This window comes from Halobacillus halophilus DSM 2266 (assembly GCF_000284515.1).
Lineage (GTDB): Bacteria > Bacillota > Bacilli > Bacillales > Halobacillaceae > Halobacillus > Halobacillus halophilus.
The window spans coordinates 2,756,388-2,775,442 of sequence record NC_017668.1 but is presented as its reverse complement, the minus strand read 5'-3'; the positions used below and the strand labels follow the sequence as shown (position 1 = coordinate 2,775,442).

General features: G+C 40.6%; 16 protein-coding genes and 1 other annotated feature. Of the genes, 9 read left to right on the top strand and 7 right to left on the bottom strand.

Annotated elements, in window-relative coordinates; genetic code table 11:
* The first annotated feature begins 278 nt into the window (after positions 1-278).
* Genes ccpA through motS form a run of 3 tightly spaced genes read left to right on the top strand, consistent with a single transcriptional unit; the run spans position 279 to position 2,937 of the window.
* Positions 279-1,280 (top strand): catabolite control protein A, encoded by a 1,002-nt coding sequence (ccpA, locus tag HBHAL_RS13740; protein WP_041601382.1) that lies wholly within the window; start codon positions 279-281, stop codon positions 1,278-1,280.
* Between the two features lie 51 nt (positions 1,281-1,331).
* Positions 1,332-2,156: a flagellar motor protein MotP gene (gene motP, locus HBHAL_RS13735; RefSeq protein WP_014644042.1), complete on the top strand. Its 825-nt coding sequence runs from the start codon at positions 1,332-1,334 to the stop codon at positions 2,154-2,156.
* Positions 2,146-2,937 (top strand): flagellar motor protein MotS, encoded by a 792-nt coding sequence (motS, locus tag HBHAL_RS13730; RefSeq protein WP_014644041.1) that lies wholly within the window; start codon positions 2,146-2,148, stop codon positions 2,935-2,937. Before motP ends, motS begins: the two co-directional genes overlap by 11 nt.
* A 39-nt stretch (positions 2,938-2,976) precedes the next feature.
* Here motS and HBHAL_RS13725 read toward each other — a convergent pair whose 3' ends face one another.
* The 4 genes from HBHAL_RS13725 to HBHAL_RS13710 form a co-directional block, all read right to left on the bottom strand.
* Positions 2,977-4,149, bottom strand: a complete 1,173-nt coding sequence (locus HBHAL_RS13725) for an acetoin utilization protein AcuC (protein ID WP_014644040.1) — start codon at positions 4,147-4,149, stop codon at positions 2,977-2,979.
* Positions 4,146-4,793, bottom strand: coding sequence for an acetoin utilization AcuB family protein (locus HBHAL_RS13720; protein WP_014644039.1), 648 nt, complete (start codon positions 4,791-4,793; stop codon positions 4,146-4,148). Before HBHAL_RS13720 ends, HBHAL_RS13725 begins: the two co-directional genes overlap by 4 nt.
* Positions 4,794-4,798: 5 nt before the next feature.
* Positions 4,799-5,446 carry a GNAT family N-acetyltransferase gene (locus tag HBHAL_RS13715; protein ID WP_014644038.1) on the bottom strand — a complete coding sequence of 216 codons (648 nt, stop codon included), beginning with the start codon at positions 5,444-5,446 and terminating at the stop codon, positions 4,799-4,801.
* A gap of 251 nt (positions 5,447-5,697) precedes the next feature.
* Positions 5,698-9,297: a transglycosylase domain-containing protein gene (locus HBHAL_RS13710; protein ID WP_014644037.1), complete on the bottom strand. Its 3,600-nt coding sequence runs from the start codon at positions 9,295-9,297 to the stop codon at positions 5,698-5,700.
* 124 nt (positions 9,298-9,421) lie between these two features.
* Positions 9,422-9,628 (top strand) — a binding site (T-box leader).
* 81 nt (positions 9,629-9,709) lie between these two features.
* Between HBHAL_RS13710 and tyrS the strand changes: the two genes are divergently transcribed.
* The gene (gene tyrS / locus HBHAL_RS13705; protein WP_014644036.1) at positions 9,710-10,975 is read left to right on the top strand and encodes a tyrosine--tRNA ligase; all 1,266 of its coding nucleotides are present in this window, start codon (positions 9,710-9,712) and stop codon (positions 10,973-10,975) included.
* 128 nt (positions 10,976-11,103) lie between these two features.
* Positions 11,104-11,688, top strand: coding sequence for a kinase (locus HBHAL_RS13700; RefSeq protein WP_014644035.1), 585 nt, complete (start codon positions 11,104-11,106; stop codon positions 11,686-11,688).
* A 56-nt stretch (positions 11,689-11,744) separates the two neighbouring features.
* On the opposite strand, the gene rpsD is transcribed toward HBHAL_RS13700, so the two are convergent.
* Positions 11,745-12,347, bottom strand: a complete 603-nt coding sequence (gene rpsD, locus HBHAL_RS13695) for a 30S ribosomal protein S4 (protein ID WP_014644034.1) — start codon at positions 12,345-12,347, stop codon at positions 11,745-11,747.
* Positions 12,348-12,836: 489 nt separating this feature from the next.
* Here rpsD and HBHAL_RS13690 point away from each other — a divergent pair, with 489 nt between their 5' ends.
* Positions 12,837-14,135, top strand: coding sequence for a hypothetical protein (locus tag HBHAL_RS13690; protein WP_051005603.1), 1,299 nt, complete (start codon positions 12,837-12,839; stop codon positions 14,133-14,135).
* The gene (locus HBHAL_RS20925) at positions 14,074-14,691 is read left to right on the top strand and encodes a GGDEF domain-containing protein (RefSeq protein WP_051005602.1); all 618 of its coding nucleotides are present in this window, start codon (positions 14,074-14,076) and stop codon (positions 14,689-14,691) included. The genes HBHAL_RS13690 and HBHAL_RS20925 overlap by 62 nt, the downstream gene beginning before the upstream one ends.
* Positions 14,692-14,800: 109 nt before the next feature.
* Here the strand turns inward: HBHAL_RS20925 and HBHAL_RS13685 are convergent, their stop codons facing one another.
* Positions 14,801-15,280 carry a GAF domain-containing protein gene (locus HBHAL_RS13685; RefSeq protein ID WP_014644032.1) on the bottom strand — a complete coding sequence of 160 codons (480 nt, stop codon included), beginning with the start codon at positions 15,278-15,280 and terminating at the stop codon, positions 14,801-14,803.
* A 123-nt stretch (positions 15,281-15,403) separates the two neighbouring features.
* On the opposite strand from HBHAL_RS13685, the gene refZ reads away from it, so the two are divergent.
* Positions 15,404-16,006, top strand: a complete 603-nt coding sequence (gene refZ, locus HBHAL_RS13680; RefSeq protein ID WP_041601381.1) for a forespore capture DNA-binding protein RefZ — start codon at positions 15,404-15,406, stop codon at positions 16,004-16,006.
* Here refZ and hisJ read toward each other — a convergent pair.
* Positions 15,989-16,798, bottom strand: a complete 810-nt coding sequence (hisJ, locus tag HBHAL_RS13675; protein WP_014644030.1) for a histidinol-phosphatase HisJ — start codon at positions 16,796-16,798, stop codon at positions 15,989-15,991. The two genes, refZ and hisJ, sit on opposite strands and share 18 nt — an antisense overlap.
* Before the next feature lie 159 nt (positions 16,799-16,957).
* Between hisJ and ezrA the strand changes: the two genes are divergently transcribed.
* Positions 16,958-18,649, top strand: a complete 1,692-nt coding sequence (ezrA, locus tag HBHAL_RS13670; protein WP_014644029.1) for a septation ring formation regulator EzrA — start codon at positions 16,958-16,960, stop codon at positions 18,647-18,649.
* Positions 18,650-19,055 lie beyond the last annotated feature (406 nt).

Genomic DNA, 19,055 nt, shown 5'->3' with positions numbered 1-19,055 from the left:
TTTGAATATGCTCACTTAGTCACAGAGGGACAGAGATGCCGACTCATCGGATTTTGATTGATATTCAGACCCAACATATACCTATATGTGTAAGGGGCCTTAGAACGGATTAATTTAACTGTGCAAGAATCTGTTTTGTTCTGAATAATGAATCCGTTATAATAAAATGGGTAATCTTATATAAGAAGAAAGAGGCAGACATTGCGCGAGGACGCTATCTATCGTATGATTATTTTATTATAAATTTGCAGCAATGGACTAACTAAGGAGGATGCATGATGAATGTAACAATATATGATGTAGCAAGAGAGGCAAACGTATCGATGGCTACCGTCTCACGAGTAGTGAATGGGAACCCGAACGTAAAGCCTGCGACTAGAAAAAAAGTACACGATGCCATTGAGCGGTTAGGGTATCGTCCAAATGCAGTGGCAAGAGGTTTAGCAAGTAAGAAAACCACGACGGTCGGTGTGATCATCCCCGACATATCAAGTATATTCTTTGCTGAGCTTGCGCGTGGCATCGAAGATATTGCCACTATGTATAATTACAACATTATCTTAAGTAATTCTGACCAGAATAAGGATAAAGAGCTGCACCTGATTAATGCTATGCTAGGTAAGCAGGTAGATGGATTAGTATTTATGGGTGGAAAAATCACAGAAGATCATATCCAGGAGTTTAAAACTTCTTCTGTACCTATTGCTTTGGCAGCGACAGTAGATGAGTCAGGGGAGACTCCTGCTGTAAACATCGATTATCAGCAAGCGTCTTATGAAGCCACAGAGTTATTATTATCCCACGGAAATAAGGAAGTAGCTTTCGTATCGGGACCTGAAGATACTATTATCAATGTGCAGAAACTAGAAGGTTATAAAAATGCTATGAGGGCTAATGGTTATGACTCCCCTGAAGATTATATTGTATCCGGAGACTATTCATACGATTCAGGTATTGAAGCATTAGAGCAGCTGCTTGAATTTGATAAGAAGCCTACGGCTGTCTTTGTCTCTTCCGACGAAATGGCCCTGGGAGTCATTCATGGGGCACAGGACCGAGGCATTCGAGTGCCGGAGGATCTAGAAGTGTTTGGATTCGATAATACACGCCTCGCAACGATGGTACGTCCAACATTATCAACTGTAGTGCAGCCGATGTACGATATAGGAGCTGTAGCAATGCGCCTGCTAACTAAATTTATGAATAAAGAAGAAGTTGAAGAGCAGAATGTGATACTACCTCACCGAATTATTGAAAGAAACTCAACTCAGCAGAAATAGTACCGATATAGTAGATAGACTGTATTTGTACGAAACTGAGGAGAGAGCATTATGACTAAAAAAGACTTGTTGACTCCCATCGGTATTACGATTGGATTCATCATGGTTATTTTCGGTATTGCATCTAACGCCGGGTTTGGAGGTATGACATCATTTATACAGGCTTCCTCCATCGTTATTGTGCTAGGTGGTCTAGTAGCTGCTTTATTAGTTAATTTCAACGTAAGTGAAGTCAAATTAACCTTTCGCGTAACGAAAGAAGCTTTTAAACAGACGGATATGAATTTAAGGCAGCTGATCAATTTATTTGTTGGATTATCAGAACGAGCCCGGCGTGAGGGCTTACTTGCTCTTGAAGCACAGCTTGATGAGGTTGAAGATCCTTTTATAAAAAAAGGGATTCTACTGGCTGTTGATGGGATAGAACCTGAAGTAATTAACGATATTATGAATGCTGAAATTGTTGCAGTAGAAGAGCGTCATCAGCGTGGAAGAGCGATCATAGAGAAAGCAGGGGAGTACGCTCCCGCATGGGGTATGATTGGAACGTTGATAGGTCTTGTACTGATGCTTCAAAGTCTTTCAACTCCGGAAACGCTTGGACCCAAAATGGCGGTAGCACTATTAACTACGTTTTACGGTACACTCTTAGCCAACCTTGTTTTTATACCGATGGCGGGGAAACTTGAGAACAAAACAGAACAGGAAATATTTATGAAGCAAGTAATTATTGAAGGGGTCATAGGCGTCCAGTCTGGTCAGAATCCTAAGATTCTTGAAGAAAAACTAAGTGCATTTCTATCTGAAGAGGATAAAGCCATCGTGGAAGAAGACGAAAAGGATGAATCTTTAGGAGAAGCGGCCAATGAAGCTTAGGAGAAGAAAGAAACCTGGTAATAAAGGGGCTCCAAAATGGATGACCACTTATGCAGATATGATTACCTTGATTCTCGTTTTTTTTATTCTGTTGTTTTCAATGTCTCAGATTAATTTAGTTAAGTTTGACGCACTATCAGAATCTTTTCGTAATCGCATGATCTTCGATTTCTATCCTTCTCCTGTCGAAAGTCAGTTTCCAACCGAACAGACAAAGGTTCAGGATAATGGGGAAAAGAATAATGAATTTCAAGAACCTACGGAAGATCCGGATCAGATAGCTGAAAAAGATGAAGCGAAGAAGGAAGAAAAAAATAAAGATTTAGAAGAACTAAAAAAAGAAGTGGATGAATATTTGGAAGAAAATGAACTTAACGACATTATTTCGGCCAGCCAAACTAAACGTGGCATTGTACTCGTTTTGGAAGAGCAGCTTATTTTCGAAACAAGTGAGGCTCAAGTTTTAGAAGGGGCCAAGCCTTTTTTAAAAAAAGTGGGTACACTTCTTAAGAACATTCCTAATTTCGTGAAGGTGGAGGGGCATACGGATAATCGGCAGATATCTACATATCGTTACCCTTCAAACTGGGAATTGTCAGGAGCACGTTCGAGTAGTGTCATTCGTTATTTGTTAAAAAACACGGATGATTTGGACTCCGGCCGATTTACAGCTGTGGCTTATGGTGATACGCGGCCTGTAGCTCCAAATGATTCAAAACAAAATTGGCGTAAGAACCGAAGAGTTGAAATTGTCATATTAGATCCTGATTATGAAAGTTAATCATGTGGAAAGCCACTACTGCTAAGTAGTGGCTTTTTGTCACAGTGAATTATATTTTTTTTGATTGGTAATCAACTGCAAGGATTTCTCCAGAAGCTTTTCGTTTTTTTCAGTGATTTCTTTTCTTCGAGGAATAGGATTATAGGCATCTTCTGGGTCATGCCAGTTTTCCGGCAAAGGCACTGGAGACTCTTTTTCCCATTTTTTAAGCCAGTCTTTTGGCAGGGGACCTTGGAAATGGGTGCCTTCTGACATAACTTTCCAAATCTGCGCCCATGCTCTAGGGACTACACGCCAGATATCATATCCGCCTCCTCCTAATGCGATCCATTTGCCATCGCAATACTGATGAGCTAATTCATGTGCGAGGGCAGGAATTCTCTCATAGATTTTCATAGTTGAGCATAAGTGAGTGAGCGGGTCCAAGAAATGTGCGTCCGCTCCGTTTTGTGTAACTATCACATCAGGTTTAAAATAATGTACAATTTCTTTCATAGCGGTTTCATAGACCTGGAGGAAAGATTCATCTTCTGTGAATGCGTCTATAGGTAAATTAAAAGAATAGCCATATCCTTCTTTAAGTCCTCTTTCATTAACATTCCCGGTTCCAGGAAATAAGTAGCGTCCCGTTTCATGTATAGAGAAAGTACATACATTGGGGTCATCATAAAAGGCCCATTGCACACCGTCGCCATGATGGGCGTCCGTATCAACGTATAGAACTTTACAATCGTATTTTTTGCGCAGATATTTTATTCCAACTGCCCCGTCATTATAAATACAAAAACCAGATGCTTTTCTTTCAAATCCGTGGTGAAGACCGCCACCTAAATTCAAAGCATGCTTAACCCGGTTTTCCATAACGGCTTCTATAGCAGATAATGTACTTCCTACTAATAAAGAAGATGCTTCGTGCATTCCTTTAAACATAGGTGTGTCCTCTGTTCCAATTCCGAATTCCATGCCGTCTTCTTCCGACAACAAGCCTTGTCCGGCCTGTTTGACAGCTTGAATATAAGTTCGACTGTGAGCAAGGGAAAGTTCTTCTTCTGTAGCGTGTCTTGGTGTAATAAAGTGATCCTGTATTAAAGCTGAAGAAGCTTCCAATAACTCTTTCGTAAGTATAACTCTCATTTGGTTGAAGGGGTGATCGTCCCTAAATCGGTAACTCGTAAAATCATCGGTGAATACAAAACCAGAATGGCAGCTCATAGAGTCAACCCTGGGCTCTTTGGCCATAAGACTTCGTAACCTTCTGTCTTAAGGTCTTCAATCGTAGGTAACGGGTTCATGGTCTGGATACGTACCACAATTACTTTATATTTAGGGTCGGGTTTGTAAGGGTAAATTAAGACAGAACTGATATTTACCTTTCTTTGGCCAAACACTTGCATAACCTGAGGCAGTATACCAGGTTTATTGATCACTTTAACTTCAATCTGAGAGCTTTGCACATGGGTACCTGTTAATTGAATAAGCGTATAGAGCATATCTTTTTCCGTGATAATCCCTACTAATATATCGTCTCTTGTTACAGGTACACAGGCGATTTCCTGTTCATAAAAAATCGAGGCCACCTCTTCTACGAAATCTAGTGGGTGGACTGTCGTTACTGGGTAAGTCATAATTGTCCGAATGGGATTTTTAAGTTCATCCGGAGATGCGTCTTCCTCAAATATTGATGGACTGGCATCCCTTACATCCCGATCGGATACGATACCGATGACTTCATTATTCTCATCCACTATAGGTAAATGCCGGATATGGTTTTCGTGCAGTAATTTGAGAGCGGTTTCAATAGTTTCCTCAGGAGAGAGAGTAATGACCTCGGTTTTCATAATTTCTTCCACTAGCATAACGGTTACCTCCTTGATTGACGATATTGATGTCGAGTAAGAAAACGGAGAATATCAAATTGTTCCACTGATTCTTTAAGAACATTTTTCCCAATGCGTACCATCAAACAGTTGGCAGGGTGGGAAATGATCTCTGGATCATCAGTGGGGGAAGGAGTGAGTCCACCCGAAGCCATCATTTTTTCCATAACACGTCGATAATCCCAAATATTCAATCCTGTACCTTTCAGATCCCAGTGCCAATAATATTCAGTTGAGATTGTAATGTAGTTCTCCATAAATTCATCCATCATAGAGATTTTTAAGAGACGGGACCCTATCCGATAGCCTCGGAATTGAGGGATAACCTCAATGGCACCAAGTTCAATTAAATCCTCCATCTGTCCTTCTGACCAGCGTTCTAATGGATCAGGGTGGAGGAAAGTTACATATCCAACTATGTTTTCATTATGGCGTGCAATGATAATTCTTCCTTCTTCAAAATCAGCTATGCTTTTGACGGCTTCAAATTGTTTTTCATAGGGGCGAAAGGCAATTAAGCCTTTATCAAATGTGAATTGACTTAACTCTTGAGAAGATAGAGGACCTTCAATTACAACAGGTCCGTACTCAGAATCGAACGTTTCATTATAATAGGTTTTTTCATGCTTCATTCAATCACCACCTGAAGGAGAATAGTAGAAAAATATGGCTATTTTTTATTATACATGATATCTGTAAATTTTAAATTGTTAGAAAAGAAAATTCATTGAATAGTAAAATGTAGAGGCGTCAAGGCAATAAAGAGGGGGAAATACTTGCAAATGGGCTTCACATAATGTTTTTACAAATTTAAACCACCGGTCTTTAAAGACCGGTGGTTTAAGAACATGTTTTGGAAATATGAATTTAAGTCCTTTCCATTCTAAGGACTAGTGGTATTTTCTTCACTACTTTCAGTCTCAGAGCTCTCCGATTCATCATCTGAACTTTGGTTTGAGGAAGAATCAGAACTTTCCTCAGAATTATTGTCTGAACTGGATGATTCACTATCAGTTGAGTCATCTTCAGTACCGGAAGCCTGACTTTCGGTAGAGTCACCTTCGTCTTCTTCTGAGCCAGAACTATCGCCTGAGCCAGAGCTATCGTCTGCGCCGGAGCTATCGTCTGAGCCAGAGCTATCATCTGATCCAGAGCTGTCGCCTGAGCCAGAGCTATCGCCTGAGCCAGAGCTATCGCCTGAGCCAGAACTATCGTCTGCGCCGGAGCTATCGTCTGAGCCAGAACTATCATCTGATCCAGAGCTGTCACCTGAGCCAGAGCTATCGTCTGCGCCGGAGCTATCGTCTGAGCCAGAACTATCATCTGAGCCAGAGCTATCGCCTGCGTCGGAGCTATCGCCTGATCCAGAGCTGTCGCCTGCGCCAGAACTATCGTCTGACCCCACATCATTTCCTGATTCATCACTAGATTCGCCGCTGGAACCGGAGCTATTGTCGGCAGCAGAGTCATCATCTGAACTAGAATCGTCTTCTGATCCAGAGTTATCATTGGAACCAGAATCATTGTCAGAACTTGATTCCTCATTCTCTCCAGAACTGGAACTGTCTTCTGAGCGTTGCTCCGTTTCACTTTCTTGACCTTCAGAATCAGAAATGTTTTCTGATTCGCTTTCAGACCCGCTGCTGGACTCAGAATCATTATTTGAACTAGAGTCCGTGACAGGTTCTGGAGCTCCTGGATTGCCTATAGTTGTTGTATCGGAAAGAGAAGAATCCATACCGAAGTAATCGACTGCTCTTACCGCAAAGACTCCTTCGCCTAAACCACTGTAGGAGGTACTTGTTGTGCTTCCCACTTTAGAGAAAGAACCTCCAGCAGAGGAAGCGCGATAGATACGGTATCCTACTACATCGTCACTCGATGATGGTGCCCAGTCAACCGTCGATCCGCTGGATGTTACAGAGCGGGGGGAAGAAGGAGACTGCCCGTCGTTGTTTATGTTGGAACTGGATGCTTCTGATGCACTGGAAGAAGGAAGAGAAACTTGATTCCAGTTATCGGAATTAGGAATTAATTCATCTAAAACATCTTCACTTGTGTATCCATTTTCCTCTAGAAACTCTGGACTTAAGACCACTCCGTCTTCACCAGTAACAAATTCTGAAGGTGTATCCGGTCCTGCTACAACTAGTTCACCGTCAACTTCCACAAAATTCCCGCTTACTAGACTATCATCCTCTTCATCAGGTGCGTTTTCCTCAATATAGAGATCATCTCTGTCGAGTCCTACGGATTCACATAGATCTGAAGGTAACAGCCCGGAAGTAGCACAATACTCTTGTTCCACGATACCTTCTGGTTTCTCAAAATCGTTTTCAGGTACCATTAATTCGGGGCGGATCTCGGATAAGGCATTTACTACGTTTGCCCAGGCTCCCTGGGTTCTACTGCTGTAGCCCGGGTCCAGTTGTGCCACCTCGTTATACCCCGTCCACATGCTTACGGTTACGTTAGGGTTGGTTGCTACGAACCACGAGTCTTTATAGCTTTGAGAGGTTCCTGTTTTTCCAGCCCAGTCAACACCAGGGTTCGTTAGTTTCCCTCTGACACTGGAAGCAGTGCCGTAGTCAAGCACATCGCGCATCATGTCAATCGTCAAATATGAGCTTTGAGGACTGAAAACTTCCGTTTCTTCCGTATCGTGTTCAAATACGGTTTCACCGTCTTTGGTTTCAATTTTTTCTATCATGTAGGCGTCGACGAATTTTCCATTGTTTCCAAATGTCCCATAAGCATTTGTGTTTTCTTCGACTGTGATTGCTTTTGCACCTAAGGCCAAAGAAGGGCGAGAATAGTCGCTTGTTTCTTCAGTTAAGTTACTTATTCCCATTTTCTCCAGATAATTTTTAGCTGGATTTTGATCTACAATTTTTTCATATTGCTTTACGGCCGGAACGTTAAAGCTGTTAGCTAAAGCATACCGGGCTGATACTAACCCGTGGTGTGTGCCAGAGTAGTTGTTAACTTCGCCATCTTCGCCTGGAGCTGTATTAGGATATTCGTAAGGTACATCGGCTATAACAGTAGCCGGATGTCCCTCTCCCATATCAATGCTTGGTCCGTAGACCAGCAATGGCTTCATCGTACTTCCGATACTTCTGGCAGCATAAGGATTTGTAGCATGGTTAACCTGGGACTCTTCAAAATCCCGACCGCCAATAAATCCATAAATTTTACCTGTGGTATTTTCCATGACTACGCTGCCGACTTCAACAGGGAGGGTTACTTCATACTTTTCTCCCTCGGCATTTTCTTTAGTAATAGTCTTCTCACGTCCAAATCTATCACCGTAATCATTTTTCACTTCCTGCATAGTGTCATATACTTTTTTATCTATAGTGGTTTTGATTTGGTAACCACCGGAAGTTAGTCGTCGTTCTGCGAGTTCTCTATATTCTTTCGCAAGCTCTTCATCTTCTTCAAGATCTTTTTCACTATGTCCATTTTCTTCTGCCAGCTGAACTTCTAAAATGTCTTGAGCTCTTCTCTTAATCTCGTTGGTTAAGAAAGGATACGTAACATTAGCAGATGTTGTAGAGTTTGCTAGATTGTCTTTAGTAATTTTAAAGTCTTTAGCTTCTTCATATTCCTGCTTAGTAATGTACTCGGCTGCATACATACGCTCAAGTACCTCATGCATACGATCCATGCCTGGCTCTAGTCCTTCTTCACTTTTTATAGAACCATCGTTATTAAAAGGGGTATAAGCGTATGGAGCCTGCGGCAAACCGGCTATAAAAGCAGCCTGCGCAATGGACAGCTCTTCAGCTTCTACTCCAAATATTCCCTGGGCGGCAGTGGCCACGCCGGCAATGTTTTGGCCGTTGGCGTTACGTCCGAAAGGCACAATGTTCAGGTAAGCTTCCAATATTTCTTCTTTCTCGAAAAAACGTTCAATACGAAGAGCAAGCAGCATTTCTTTAGCTTTTCTCTCAAAGGAGACTTCATTTGTGAGGATTTGGTTTTTAACGAGCTGCTGGGTTAATGTACTTCCGCCGGTCTTAACCGCTGAGTTTGAAACTTCCTGTACGACCGCACGCATAATCGCTTTAGGCACCACGCCACTGTGTTCTTTAAAGTATTCATCCTCTGTGGCAATGACGGCATTCGTAACATTATCGCTTACCTCATCCAGCTTTATTTCTTCACGATAAAGATCCGATCGGACCTTGCCTAGCATTTCGTCTCCAGCAAAGAACATTTCTGAGGTTTCTGAATAGTTGTAAATGCTTTCCTGCATTTGTTCTTTACTCCTAACCTCTTCATCCTTAACGAGTGATGCAAAGTAACCGGCTCCGACTCCCCCGGCAAAGAAGAGTCCTATGACGCCGATAATAATAAAGAATAAAATGACATTCCAAACCACGTCTGCTGTAATACGTGATTTTTTTTGAATGCTTCCTTTTTTCCATAATGATTTAAAATCCATTTTATTTCGACCGCTATTTTTATTATTAGACATGATGAGACCTCCTAAAAAATCCATTCCATATTATAACACAACGGAATGAAAGAGGACATAAATGGAGAGGATATTCTTATTGCTTTTCCTTTATGAGTGTGATAAAAATATTACATAGTTAAATATGCGTGCGTTGAACGATTGAAGTAAAAAACAAATCACTGGTACAGAGACCTGACGGCTGGTGCAAGTCAGGCCACATTTGTTTTTGAATTACGGTCCGGAGCATTCTTCTGGTATGAATCAGAAGACGGTTATGAGTAGCCGTTATGGATACAAGTGGCACAAATGTGCAACAAGGGTGGTACCGCGACGAGATCTCGTCCCTTTTATTATAGGGATATTGAGGTCTTTTTTTTATGCTCTACCAGCCATTTAACATACGCATACCAAGAAAAAGAGGAGTGATCACATGGAATTGCTGAAAGATTTACAACAAAGAGGTTTAATTAATCAAATAACGGATGAAGATGGCTTGGCCTCTCACTTGAATGAGAAACAAGTTACTCTTTATTGCGGCTTTGATCCAACGGGAGCGAGTCTTCACATCGGGCATCTTCTTCCTATTCTTATGCTGAAGCGATTCCAGCAGGCCGGTCATAGGCCTATCGCGCTCGTAGGAGGGGGCACTGGGATGATCGGGGACCCTAGCGGCCGATCGTCAGAACGACAATTAAATGAGGCTAGTGTGGTTCATGAATATAGTGAAAAAATCAAAGGACAGCTTGCTAAAATTCTGAACTTTGACGAAGGAGAAAATGCTGCAGCAGCCAGAAATAATTTCGAATGGTTATCTGAGATGACTATTATTGATTTTCTGAGAGACACGGGAAAACACTTTGGCGTGAATTACATGCTTTCGAAAGAATCTGTAGAATCAAGGATTGAACAAGGGATTAGTTTCACTGAGTTTAGCTACATGATTCTTCAGTCGCTGGACTTCCAAAAGCTGAACCAAAAAGAAAATTGTACGCTGCAGATTGGCGGCAGTGATCAATGGGGGAATATTACAGCAGGATTAGAGTTGATTCGTCGTGCCCGAGGAGAGGAAGAAGTAGAAGCCTACGGGTTAACTATGCCTCTTATTACAAAGGCGGATGGTTCGAAATTTGGAAAAACAGCTGGAGGAGCCATCTGGCTGGATCCTGAAGCTACTTCTCCTTACGAATTCTACCAGTTCTGGATTAATGCTGATGATAGAGATGTCATTAAATTTCTCAAGTATTTCACTTTCTTAGGGATGGACGAAATCGCTGCATTAGAAAAAGAAGTGCAGGAGCAACCGGAAAAACGTGTTGCCCAGCGTCGTCTAGCTGAAGAGATGACGAAGCTGGTCCATGATGAAGAGGCGCTGGCTCAGGCTCAGAGAATTACGGAAGCTCTTTTCAGCGGAGATATTAAATCTCTATCAGGACAAGAGATTGAGCAGGGCTTTAAAGATGTACCAGCATTTTCATCTTCTGAAAAAGCACCTCAGCTTGTTCAGTTGCTGGTAGACGCCGGAATTTCCTCTTCAAAACGACAGGCCAGGGAAGATATTAAAAACGGAGCTGTGTATATTAATGGTGAGCGTAACCAGGAAGTAAATCACCAGATTAATGAAGAAAACCGTATTGAAGATCGATTCACTATTATTCGCAGAGGTAAGAAAAAGTACTTCTTAGTCCGCTACGAATAAACCATTTAAATCTGCCTTTCTTTTAAGCCGTTTCAGGCTATAAGAAAGGCATTTTTTTATCTTTTGGTCTTTACGAATACGTGTGCACAAAGCAATTAAAAGCTATTTAAAAGGAGGTTTGACTAGATATGGTGCACAAGCTATTCGATATTATTCCATCTCTTTCGTCTAATCAACTATATATAATCGGAGTCGATGGTTTAAGCCGGTCGGGGAAAACGACATTTGTAAATCAGCTGGAGAAAGAGCTAATTAAAAGAGGGGTGGACTTCTGCACTTTTCATATGGACAATCATATTGTAAAAAAGAATGAACGTTACCAGACTGGATTTGAAGATTGGTATGAGTATTATCAGTTGCAATGGGAGGTGGAGTGGTTACGAGACCACCTTTTTGAAAAAGTCAGGTGCAGTTCTCATCTTACTCTTCCTTATTATGATAACGAATCGGATGATCGTGAATATCGAAAGGTAGATTTACCTAATGAGGGAGTAATTCTTATAGAAGGGGTTTTTCTTCAAAGAAAAGAGTGGCAGCCTTATTTTAACCACTTAATATTTTTAGATTGTCCTAGAAACCGAAGATTCGCACGTGAGGATCCATCTGCGCAAATAAATATGGAGAAATTTAAAGAAAGGTATTGGAAAGCAGAGGATTATTATCTGCGAAATGTGAAACCTCGTAAATCTGCTAATTATATCGTGAATACTTAAAAGTACGATCAAAATAAAAAAACCGCCGTTTTAAACGGCGGTTTTCATCAAAACGATTAACGAGAGTAGAATTCAACGATAAGAGCTTCATTGATTTCAGATGGAAGCTCAGAGCGTTCTGGGTAACGAGAGTAAGTTCCTTCACGTTTATCTTCATCAAATGTAAGATATTCAGGTGTGAAGTTATTTACTTCGATAGCTTCTTCTACCACGTCTAGTTTCTGGGATTTTTCACGTAGGCTGATCACTTGATTAGGTACTACGCGGTAAGATGGAATATCAACACGTCCTCCATCTACAGTTACGTGACCGTGAGTAACTAGCTGACGAGCCTGGTTACGAGTACGAGCCAGACCTAGACGGTATACGATGTTGTCCAAGCGAGATTCAAGAAGAATCATGAAGTTCTCACCATGGATACCTTTCATATTACCAGCCTCTACGAATAGACGGCGGAATTGACGTTCAGTCAATCCATACATGAAACGAAGCTTCTGCTTCTCTTGAAGCTGAAGACCGAATTCAGATAGTTTTTTACGTTGATTTGGACCGTGTTGTCCAGGTGCGTAAGGGCGTTTTTCTAGCTCCTTACCAGTTCCGCTTAAAGAAATACCATAGCGACGGGATTTTTTCCAGGTTGGACCTGTGTAGCGTGCCATAGGAATTCCTCCTTTTTATTTTATTTGCATAAAATAAAAACAGTGTGGCCTTTATACGTTGCTCATTATGTTTTCATGCACCATCGCTCCAGCAGCAGAGAGTTACACGATGCACCTCTGGAAAGAGGAACAAAATGATGACAACGCCGGTTCACATAGGCTGCCATTTATTTTACACAACGCCAAGTATAATTTTTTTAAGGCGATAAGTCAAGAGGAAGAAATGAAAAAGTAACAATAATAGAGAAGGAAAACTTAGAATAGCTACTAAGAAAGGGTTCGCTATTTTGCTATTGTTAGAGTAGGGACTGTAATGACGATCACTTACCAGTGTTATTTCACGATAAAGGCAAATACGAAAACACCCTGCTATTTAATAATATGGATGCAGGAATACATTAAATCGAAAGTAAGCATATTAGAATTCGTGTTAAGGTACAAAGGAGTGGTGCAATAGACTCATTAAAAAAGGGAGTCAGGTGATCCTCTATGATGCGATCAGCGACTGATCAACTACGAATTCAACATATACAGATTGACTTTTTCAATTTACTTACAAATTCTACTCTGTGCTCATATGAGGAATTTGTTATAGAAGTAGCTGATATAATAAAAACTCAACTGGATGTACCTGTTGCTTCTGTTTATTTACGAAAGGAAGGGCAAGAAACTTATCGTTTGTACAACCTTCCAGATGCAGGGCTGAATTTAAAGAAATACTTTTCTATAGAGCAAATAGAGGGTTCGATTAAAGATTTAATTGTTCAAACTTTTACCTCTTTGGATGTAAGAGTTGTTCCTTTAGAAAATAAATCTAAGATAATTGGATACTTAGTGCTCGGGTGTGAGGCTTTCCGCTCCGATAAAGATAGATTATTGAGAGAGACCTCCATTGAAGTTGTTAAATGTCTATCCAAAGCGGAATTTGACCATAATATCTCAGATGAAAAAATAAAGTATGAGTTGTTGTATAATCTTACATCCAAATTTAATTCTTCTACTGATATGAACATGATAATGAGGGAAACGATCCGCACTCTTAAGGAGAATCATCCCGGACTGACCTATACCTTATGGTTATCTCAAGACATCTCTATCGAACGTGATTTACCTGTGAAAGAGCTTTCTTATGGTAAAGACGAATCTTCAGAATCCAGTTCACAAGCATTTTTGAGTGGAAAAATGAAAATAGAAGAGTATGCCCATAAAGGGTCACTGATACTTTATGCTCTGCTAAAAGGAAAGCAAGGAGTTTATGGGGTTTTAGAAGTTGTAGTTCCCTTTCAGATTTTTCTTTCCGAAGAAGAGTGTGAACTTGTGGAGCTCATTGCATCCACTGTGGGTGATGCTATTGAAAATGTTCAGCTTTATCAACAATCGAGGAAACTAAATAGTGATTTACAGCTCATCAATTCTACATCTCAAAAACTAAATTCAAATACACCGTTAACTGAAATAATTTCCTGTATATCTTCTACACTGGCGGAGTCATTTCAGGCAGACGAAGTCGGCTTCGTGACTTTTAATGAGTGTAATCACGATGAGGACACGATTCTCGAAGGAAGTTCTTCCTATTTTGAAGCGGACCACTCACAACTACTAATTTCGATGCTAAAGCAAAGGGTTAAGAAAGAGAAAGATGATGTTTTCATTGGGAATTTATCCTCTAAAAACAATAAGTATGGTGAAAAGTATAAATCAATAATGGCTGTAAGGATGACGGAGCATGAGTACCTGGATGGTCTTGCAATTGTTCTTCATAAACAGCCCTATTTTTTTCTCATTTGATTCGTTCAAACTTCTTCAGTCTCTGATTCATCACTCAACACTTGCTTTTGCTAATTCTATGCCCAGAGAAGAATTAGAGAAGACGGTAATTACCGATTATTTAACCAAACTTCATTCGAGAAAGTATTTAGATGAATGTGTAGAGGCACATAGGCTGAACGACAAATGCGGTACTTTTATTCTATTTGATATCGACAATTTCAAGGCGGTCAATGATACATATGGCCATCAAACAGGAGATGAAGTTCTCTGCCAGACAGCAGAGACTATTCTATCTGTATTGAAGGGAAGGGGAATGGCTGCGAGGTGGGGAGGAGAGGAATTGGCAGTCTATATTCCAGGTATGATTTGTGAAGAGGCATTTCAGATAGCGCACAGCATAAGAAAAGAAATATTCTTGGCTACTTCCCCTTCGGTAACCGTTTCTTGCGGTGTATCTTCCTGGAAAGCTGACTATCCTTTGAATGGCAAAGAATTAGTAAGGCGGGCCGATGAGGCTTTATATAAAGCAAAGGAAGCTGGAAAAAATCAAATAGTTATGGCAGGAACTACTTAATCAAGGGCAACCGGAAAGATATTTCAGCTGTTAACTAATTGAACGCCTTTCACAGTAACTGCTTAAAGTAGAGTATAAATTAAAAACCCGCTGGCAGCGGGTTTTTAATTTATACATAAGTTTGAAGTATCTCAACAAATTTGGTTAGATATTTTTCATCCTGTTCATCAAATCTGCTTGTACTAGGACTGTCAATATCCAGAACTCCAAATATTTCATTGTTTTTGAGAATTGGGATTACAATTTCTGACTGACTGGCCGCATCGCAGGCAATGTGCCCGGGAAAGGCGTGGACATCTTCAATTCTCTGAACACTTCTTTCAGCAACAGCCGTACCGCAGACTCCTTTACCAGATGGAATTCTTACGCAGGCTGGCAATCCTTGAAATGGTCCTAAAACAAGCTGATCTTCTTTCCAAAGGTAAAAGCCTACCCAATTTACGTCTTCCAGAAATTGATTTAATAATGAAGAAGCATTGGATAGGTTTGCGATAACATCAGGTTCATCTTCAAGTAACGCTTGTAATTGCTTTAAAAGCAACTCATAGTTTTTTTCTTTTGTACCTGTGTATGAAGTAGATTGGAACATAATTAGAACCTCCTATAAAGATTGATTCGACACACTTACTTAGACTGCTGTCGGTATTTGATGTACGATTCAAAGCAGGAAAACCCTCCAACAGGTAGAATTACTCTGTGAGGGGGAAAAATGATGAACCGACAGAATGTCACACGTGATAGAGTGTTGGATGTTGCCTGCCGTCTATTTTACAGCAAAGGTTTCAACGGAACCTCGGTTCGTGATATTGCTAATGCTGCTAATGTAAACGTTTCCTTAATCCATTATTACTTTAAGAGTAAGCAAGGGTTATTTGAGTCTCTGGCTATCAATTATTTTGAGCCTTATTTAGAAATTTTAGAGAGTATTCATTTTACTGATGCAAATGAGCGTGTAGAGACTTTAGTGAGAAAAATATTACATTATAAACTGTCTCACAATCAACTTTCCTGTTTAGTATATCGAGAACTTTCTTTAAATACAGTGTTTGCCCGGGAAATGCTTGTTACTTATTTAGCCAAAGAAGACCATTTGCTATCTAATATTTTATTCCATAAATCATCGAAAATGGAGATCACTTTTAAGGAAAAGCTGAAAGTATTGCAGTTGAAAGGGCTGCTAAATGCTCCATTTACGATGCCTCATGAATTTAGGGACCCATTTATTACTGAGGCTTCCCTAAGCCATTTTGTGGAGGAGTACAGCCAGTCCATGCTAGAACAGGAAGCCGTGCAAAAGTTAGCGGTTAAAGCTTAGGATTCTAGGGTCTATTTCGCTAAAGCCCTGTTTCAATCCGGAGACTGCGTGAGCATCAGAACCATAAACTAAAGGGAGCCCCATTGAAGAAGCTTGATCTGCTATAGACTTTGGCGGATATGTTTCTTTGCAATGGGGCTTTTGAAGTCCCGCTCCATTGTAATCTAGTTCCATTCCCTGATCCTTGAGTACTTTAAGAAATTGTTCAGCTCGTACCTCCCAGCCCGGTGGAGAGGGATATAAGTCTTTAAATTTCCTGATCAGCGTCATGTGGCCAATCCTCGATGGTTTATAAGCTCCTAAATCTGCTTCAGCAGATTTTCTTAAATTATTAAAGTAGGCTTGATACAAATGGTTGCTGCCACCCAGGTCATGAAAAGCCTCTTCATACATGTCAGGGCTGTAATCTATACAATACCATTGGCTATTTCCTTTAATAAAATGTACGGATAGGATGCTGTCATCCAATTCAGGTCCATATCTGTTTAAGAAAGTCTCCGTTTCTCTTTCATATCCTTCGATATAGTCAACTTCAAACCCTGCTTGAATAGAAATATCATCCTTGTATTCTTTTTGCAGACGATTGATATCAGAAAGGTAAGACTCAACTTCTGCGAGAGCCATTCCACTGTCTTTTTCAGGTACAGGGTCAACGAACGAGGTTGGCAGAGGAGCATGCTCAGTGAATGTCATGGTGTCGTAGCCAATAGATATGGCTTTCTCTATATATGATTTAAATGAATCTGCCGTTCCGTGCGGGCAGTATGGGGTATGGATGTGACCGTCTCTCATTCTTAAATGCTCCTTTAGGATTTTATTTTTGGTCAGTAGGTTAATATTTTTGAAATATTTTAGCCAAAATCTCTAAATACATGGTATCATTATAAACAACTATTTTACATTTCGGAACGAAAGAATCCGTCGGACGGTGATTTTGTAAGGAGGCTATTTATGAAGTACATCATTGGAGTTATACTGCTTGTGATTGCGCTTTTTATCGCAGGGTTAATTTGGCGTAAAAAAGTCTATGATGCGGTGGACCGGTTAGAAAATTGGAAGATGGATATTACGAATAGACCGGTGACCGAGGAATTATCAAAAGTGAAAAACCTGAACTTATCAGGGGAAACGCAAGAGAAGTTTGAAGCCTGGCGTGAACAGTGGGATACAATTATAACTAAGGAGCTTACTGCAATTGAGAAAGATCTTTATGAGGCAGAGGAAGCTGCAGACCGTTATAAATGGAAGCGAGTCCAGAAAGTATTAGATAGCACAGAGGACAAGTTAGTAGCGATTGAAAACGACATTCAAAAAATTCTGGAAGATCTTAAGAGTTTGCTGGATTCGGAGGAAAACAGCCGAATTGAAATCGAATCCATTGGTCCTGAAATTAAGGAATTGTCCCGCAAACTAATTCAGCACCGTAACCAGTTTGGCCAATCTGCTTCTTTGTTCGAGAAACGAGTAGAGCAGCTGGAACTGCAGTTGGGTACGTATGAAGAATTAGCCGAGCAGGGCAACTATATTGAGGCGAATAAACTGGTTCAGTCCATCCGTGAGGAATTGGTGAACCTTCAGGAAGAAACCGAAACGTTCCCTGAGCGTTATAAGAAAGTAAACTTGGAATTGCCAGAGCAGTTAAGAGAGCTTAAGCAAGGGATCGAAGAAATGAAAGCGGAAGGTTACCGAGTAGCTCATTTAGATTTGCTCCCTGAAATACATAGGTATGAACGTATTCTTACGGAAGCATTAGCCAGATTAAATGAAAACGACCAAACAGGTATAGAAGAATTAATTGTTGAAATTGAAACAAGAATTCAGGAAATTTATCAGATGCTCGAGAGAGAAGCTGTAGCTCATCAATATGTTGAGAAACAGTATGCACCTTTAAGGTCCCAGCTTGATAACCTCGAAGCTGTCTTTATGGAAACGGAAGAAGATATGGAAGAAATTGATGTTTCTTATCAAATGCAAGGGGAAGAAGCCGAATCCTATGAGGGATTGAAAAGCTGGTTTAGTCAGCTTAAGAAAAAGTTTATCAGCCTGGAACATAAAAGACAGGATGGTGAGTCGGCTTATTCAGAGCTCAGACTGGAGCTTGAAGAAGCACGCCAGAATTTGATGGAACTTCAAGAGAGACATCAGGAGTTCGATGAGAAAGTTCAAGCTTTAAGAAGAGAGGAAATGGATGCAAAAACGAAGCTTTCTGATATGGAGCAGTTACTCTTAGAAACATATCGGAGGTTAAAACGCAGCAACATTCCAGGAATTCCATCTTCGATTTATGAAGACATGAAAATAGCCAGTGATAAAATTGATGACGTTTTTGCATGTCTTGAAAGAGAGCCTTTGGATATGGGCGCCGTTCATAATCATTTAAACGATGCATCAGAAATGACACAGAATATCTATGACGAAGCTCAAAAAATTATGGATAGAGCCCGCTTGGCTGAGAGAGTTATCCAATATGCCAATCGCTATAGAAGTAAGTATCCAATACTAGCAGCGCGACTCCTGGAGGCAGAAAATAAATTTAGATCTTATCAGTACGAATCAGCCTTAGAGTTAGCTTCTGAGGCTCTGAAGGAAGTTGATCCGGATGCCTTTTCACGCATAGAGGAAAGGGAACAAGTCATGGTATAGGGTGGTGCCTATGAGAAAGATGCTAGTGATCGGTACAGCAAGTGTTTGTGTACTGGTATGGAGTGCAGTGATAATTGTCTATCTTTTTGCCCCACCGCAAACTTTTGTAGCCAGTGATCATGGGGTGGCGTCTAATTCCGATAACCTGTTAAAGGAAAAAAGGTCTCCAGTTTTTTTGAGAAAACACATAAAATCGAAAATCTCATATCCCAAAGCGAAACAATAGTGGGGCCAGATGCTATATCAAAGACTTGGACGAAAGACCTTGAGAAGGATGGCAAACTAAGTATTGATACGTTACTTGAAACTTTGGATATAGAGGAATAAAAAGTATATCAAGGACACCTGCTTAACATAGCAGGTGTCCTTTTGTATCTTGAACTGTCTATTTATTTATAAAAGATGG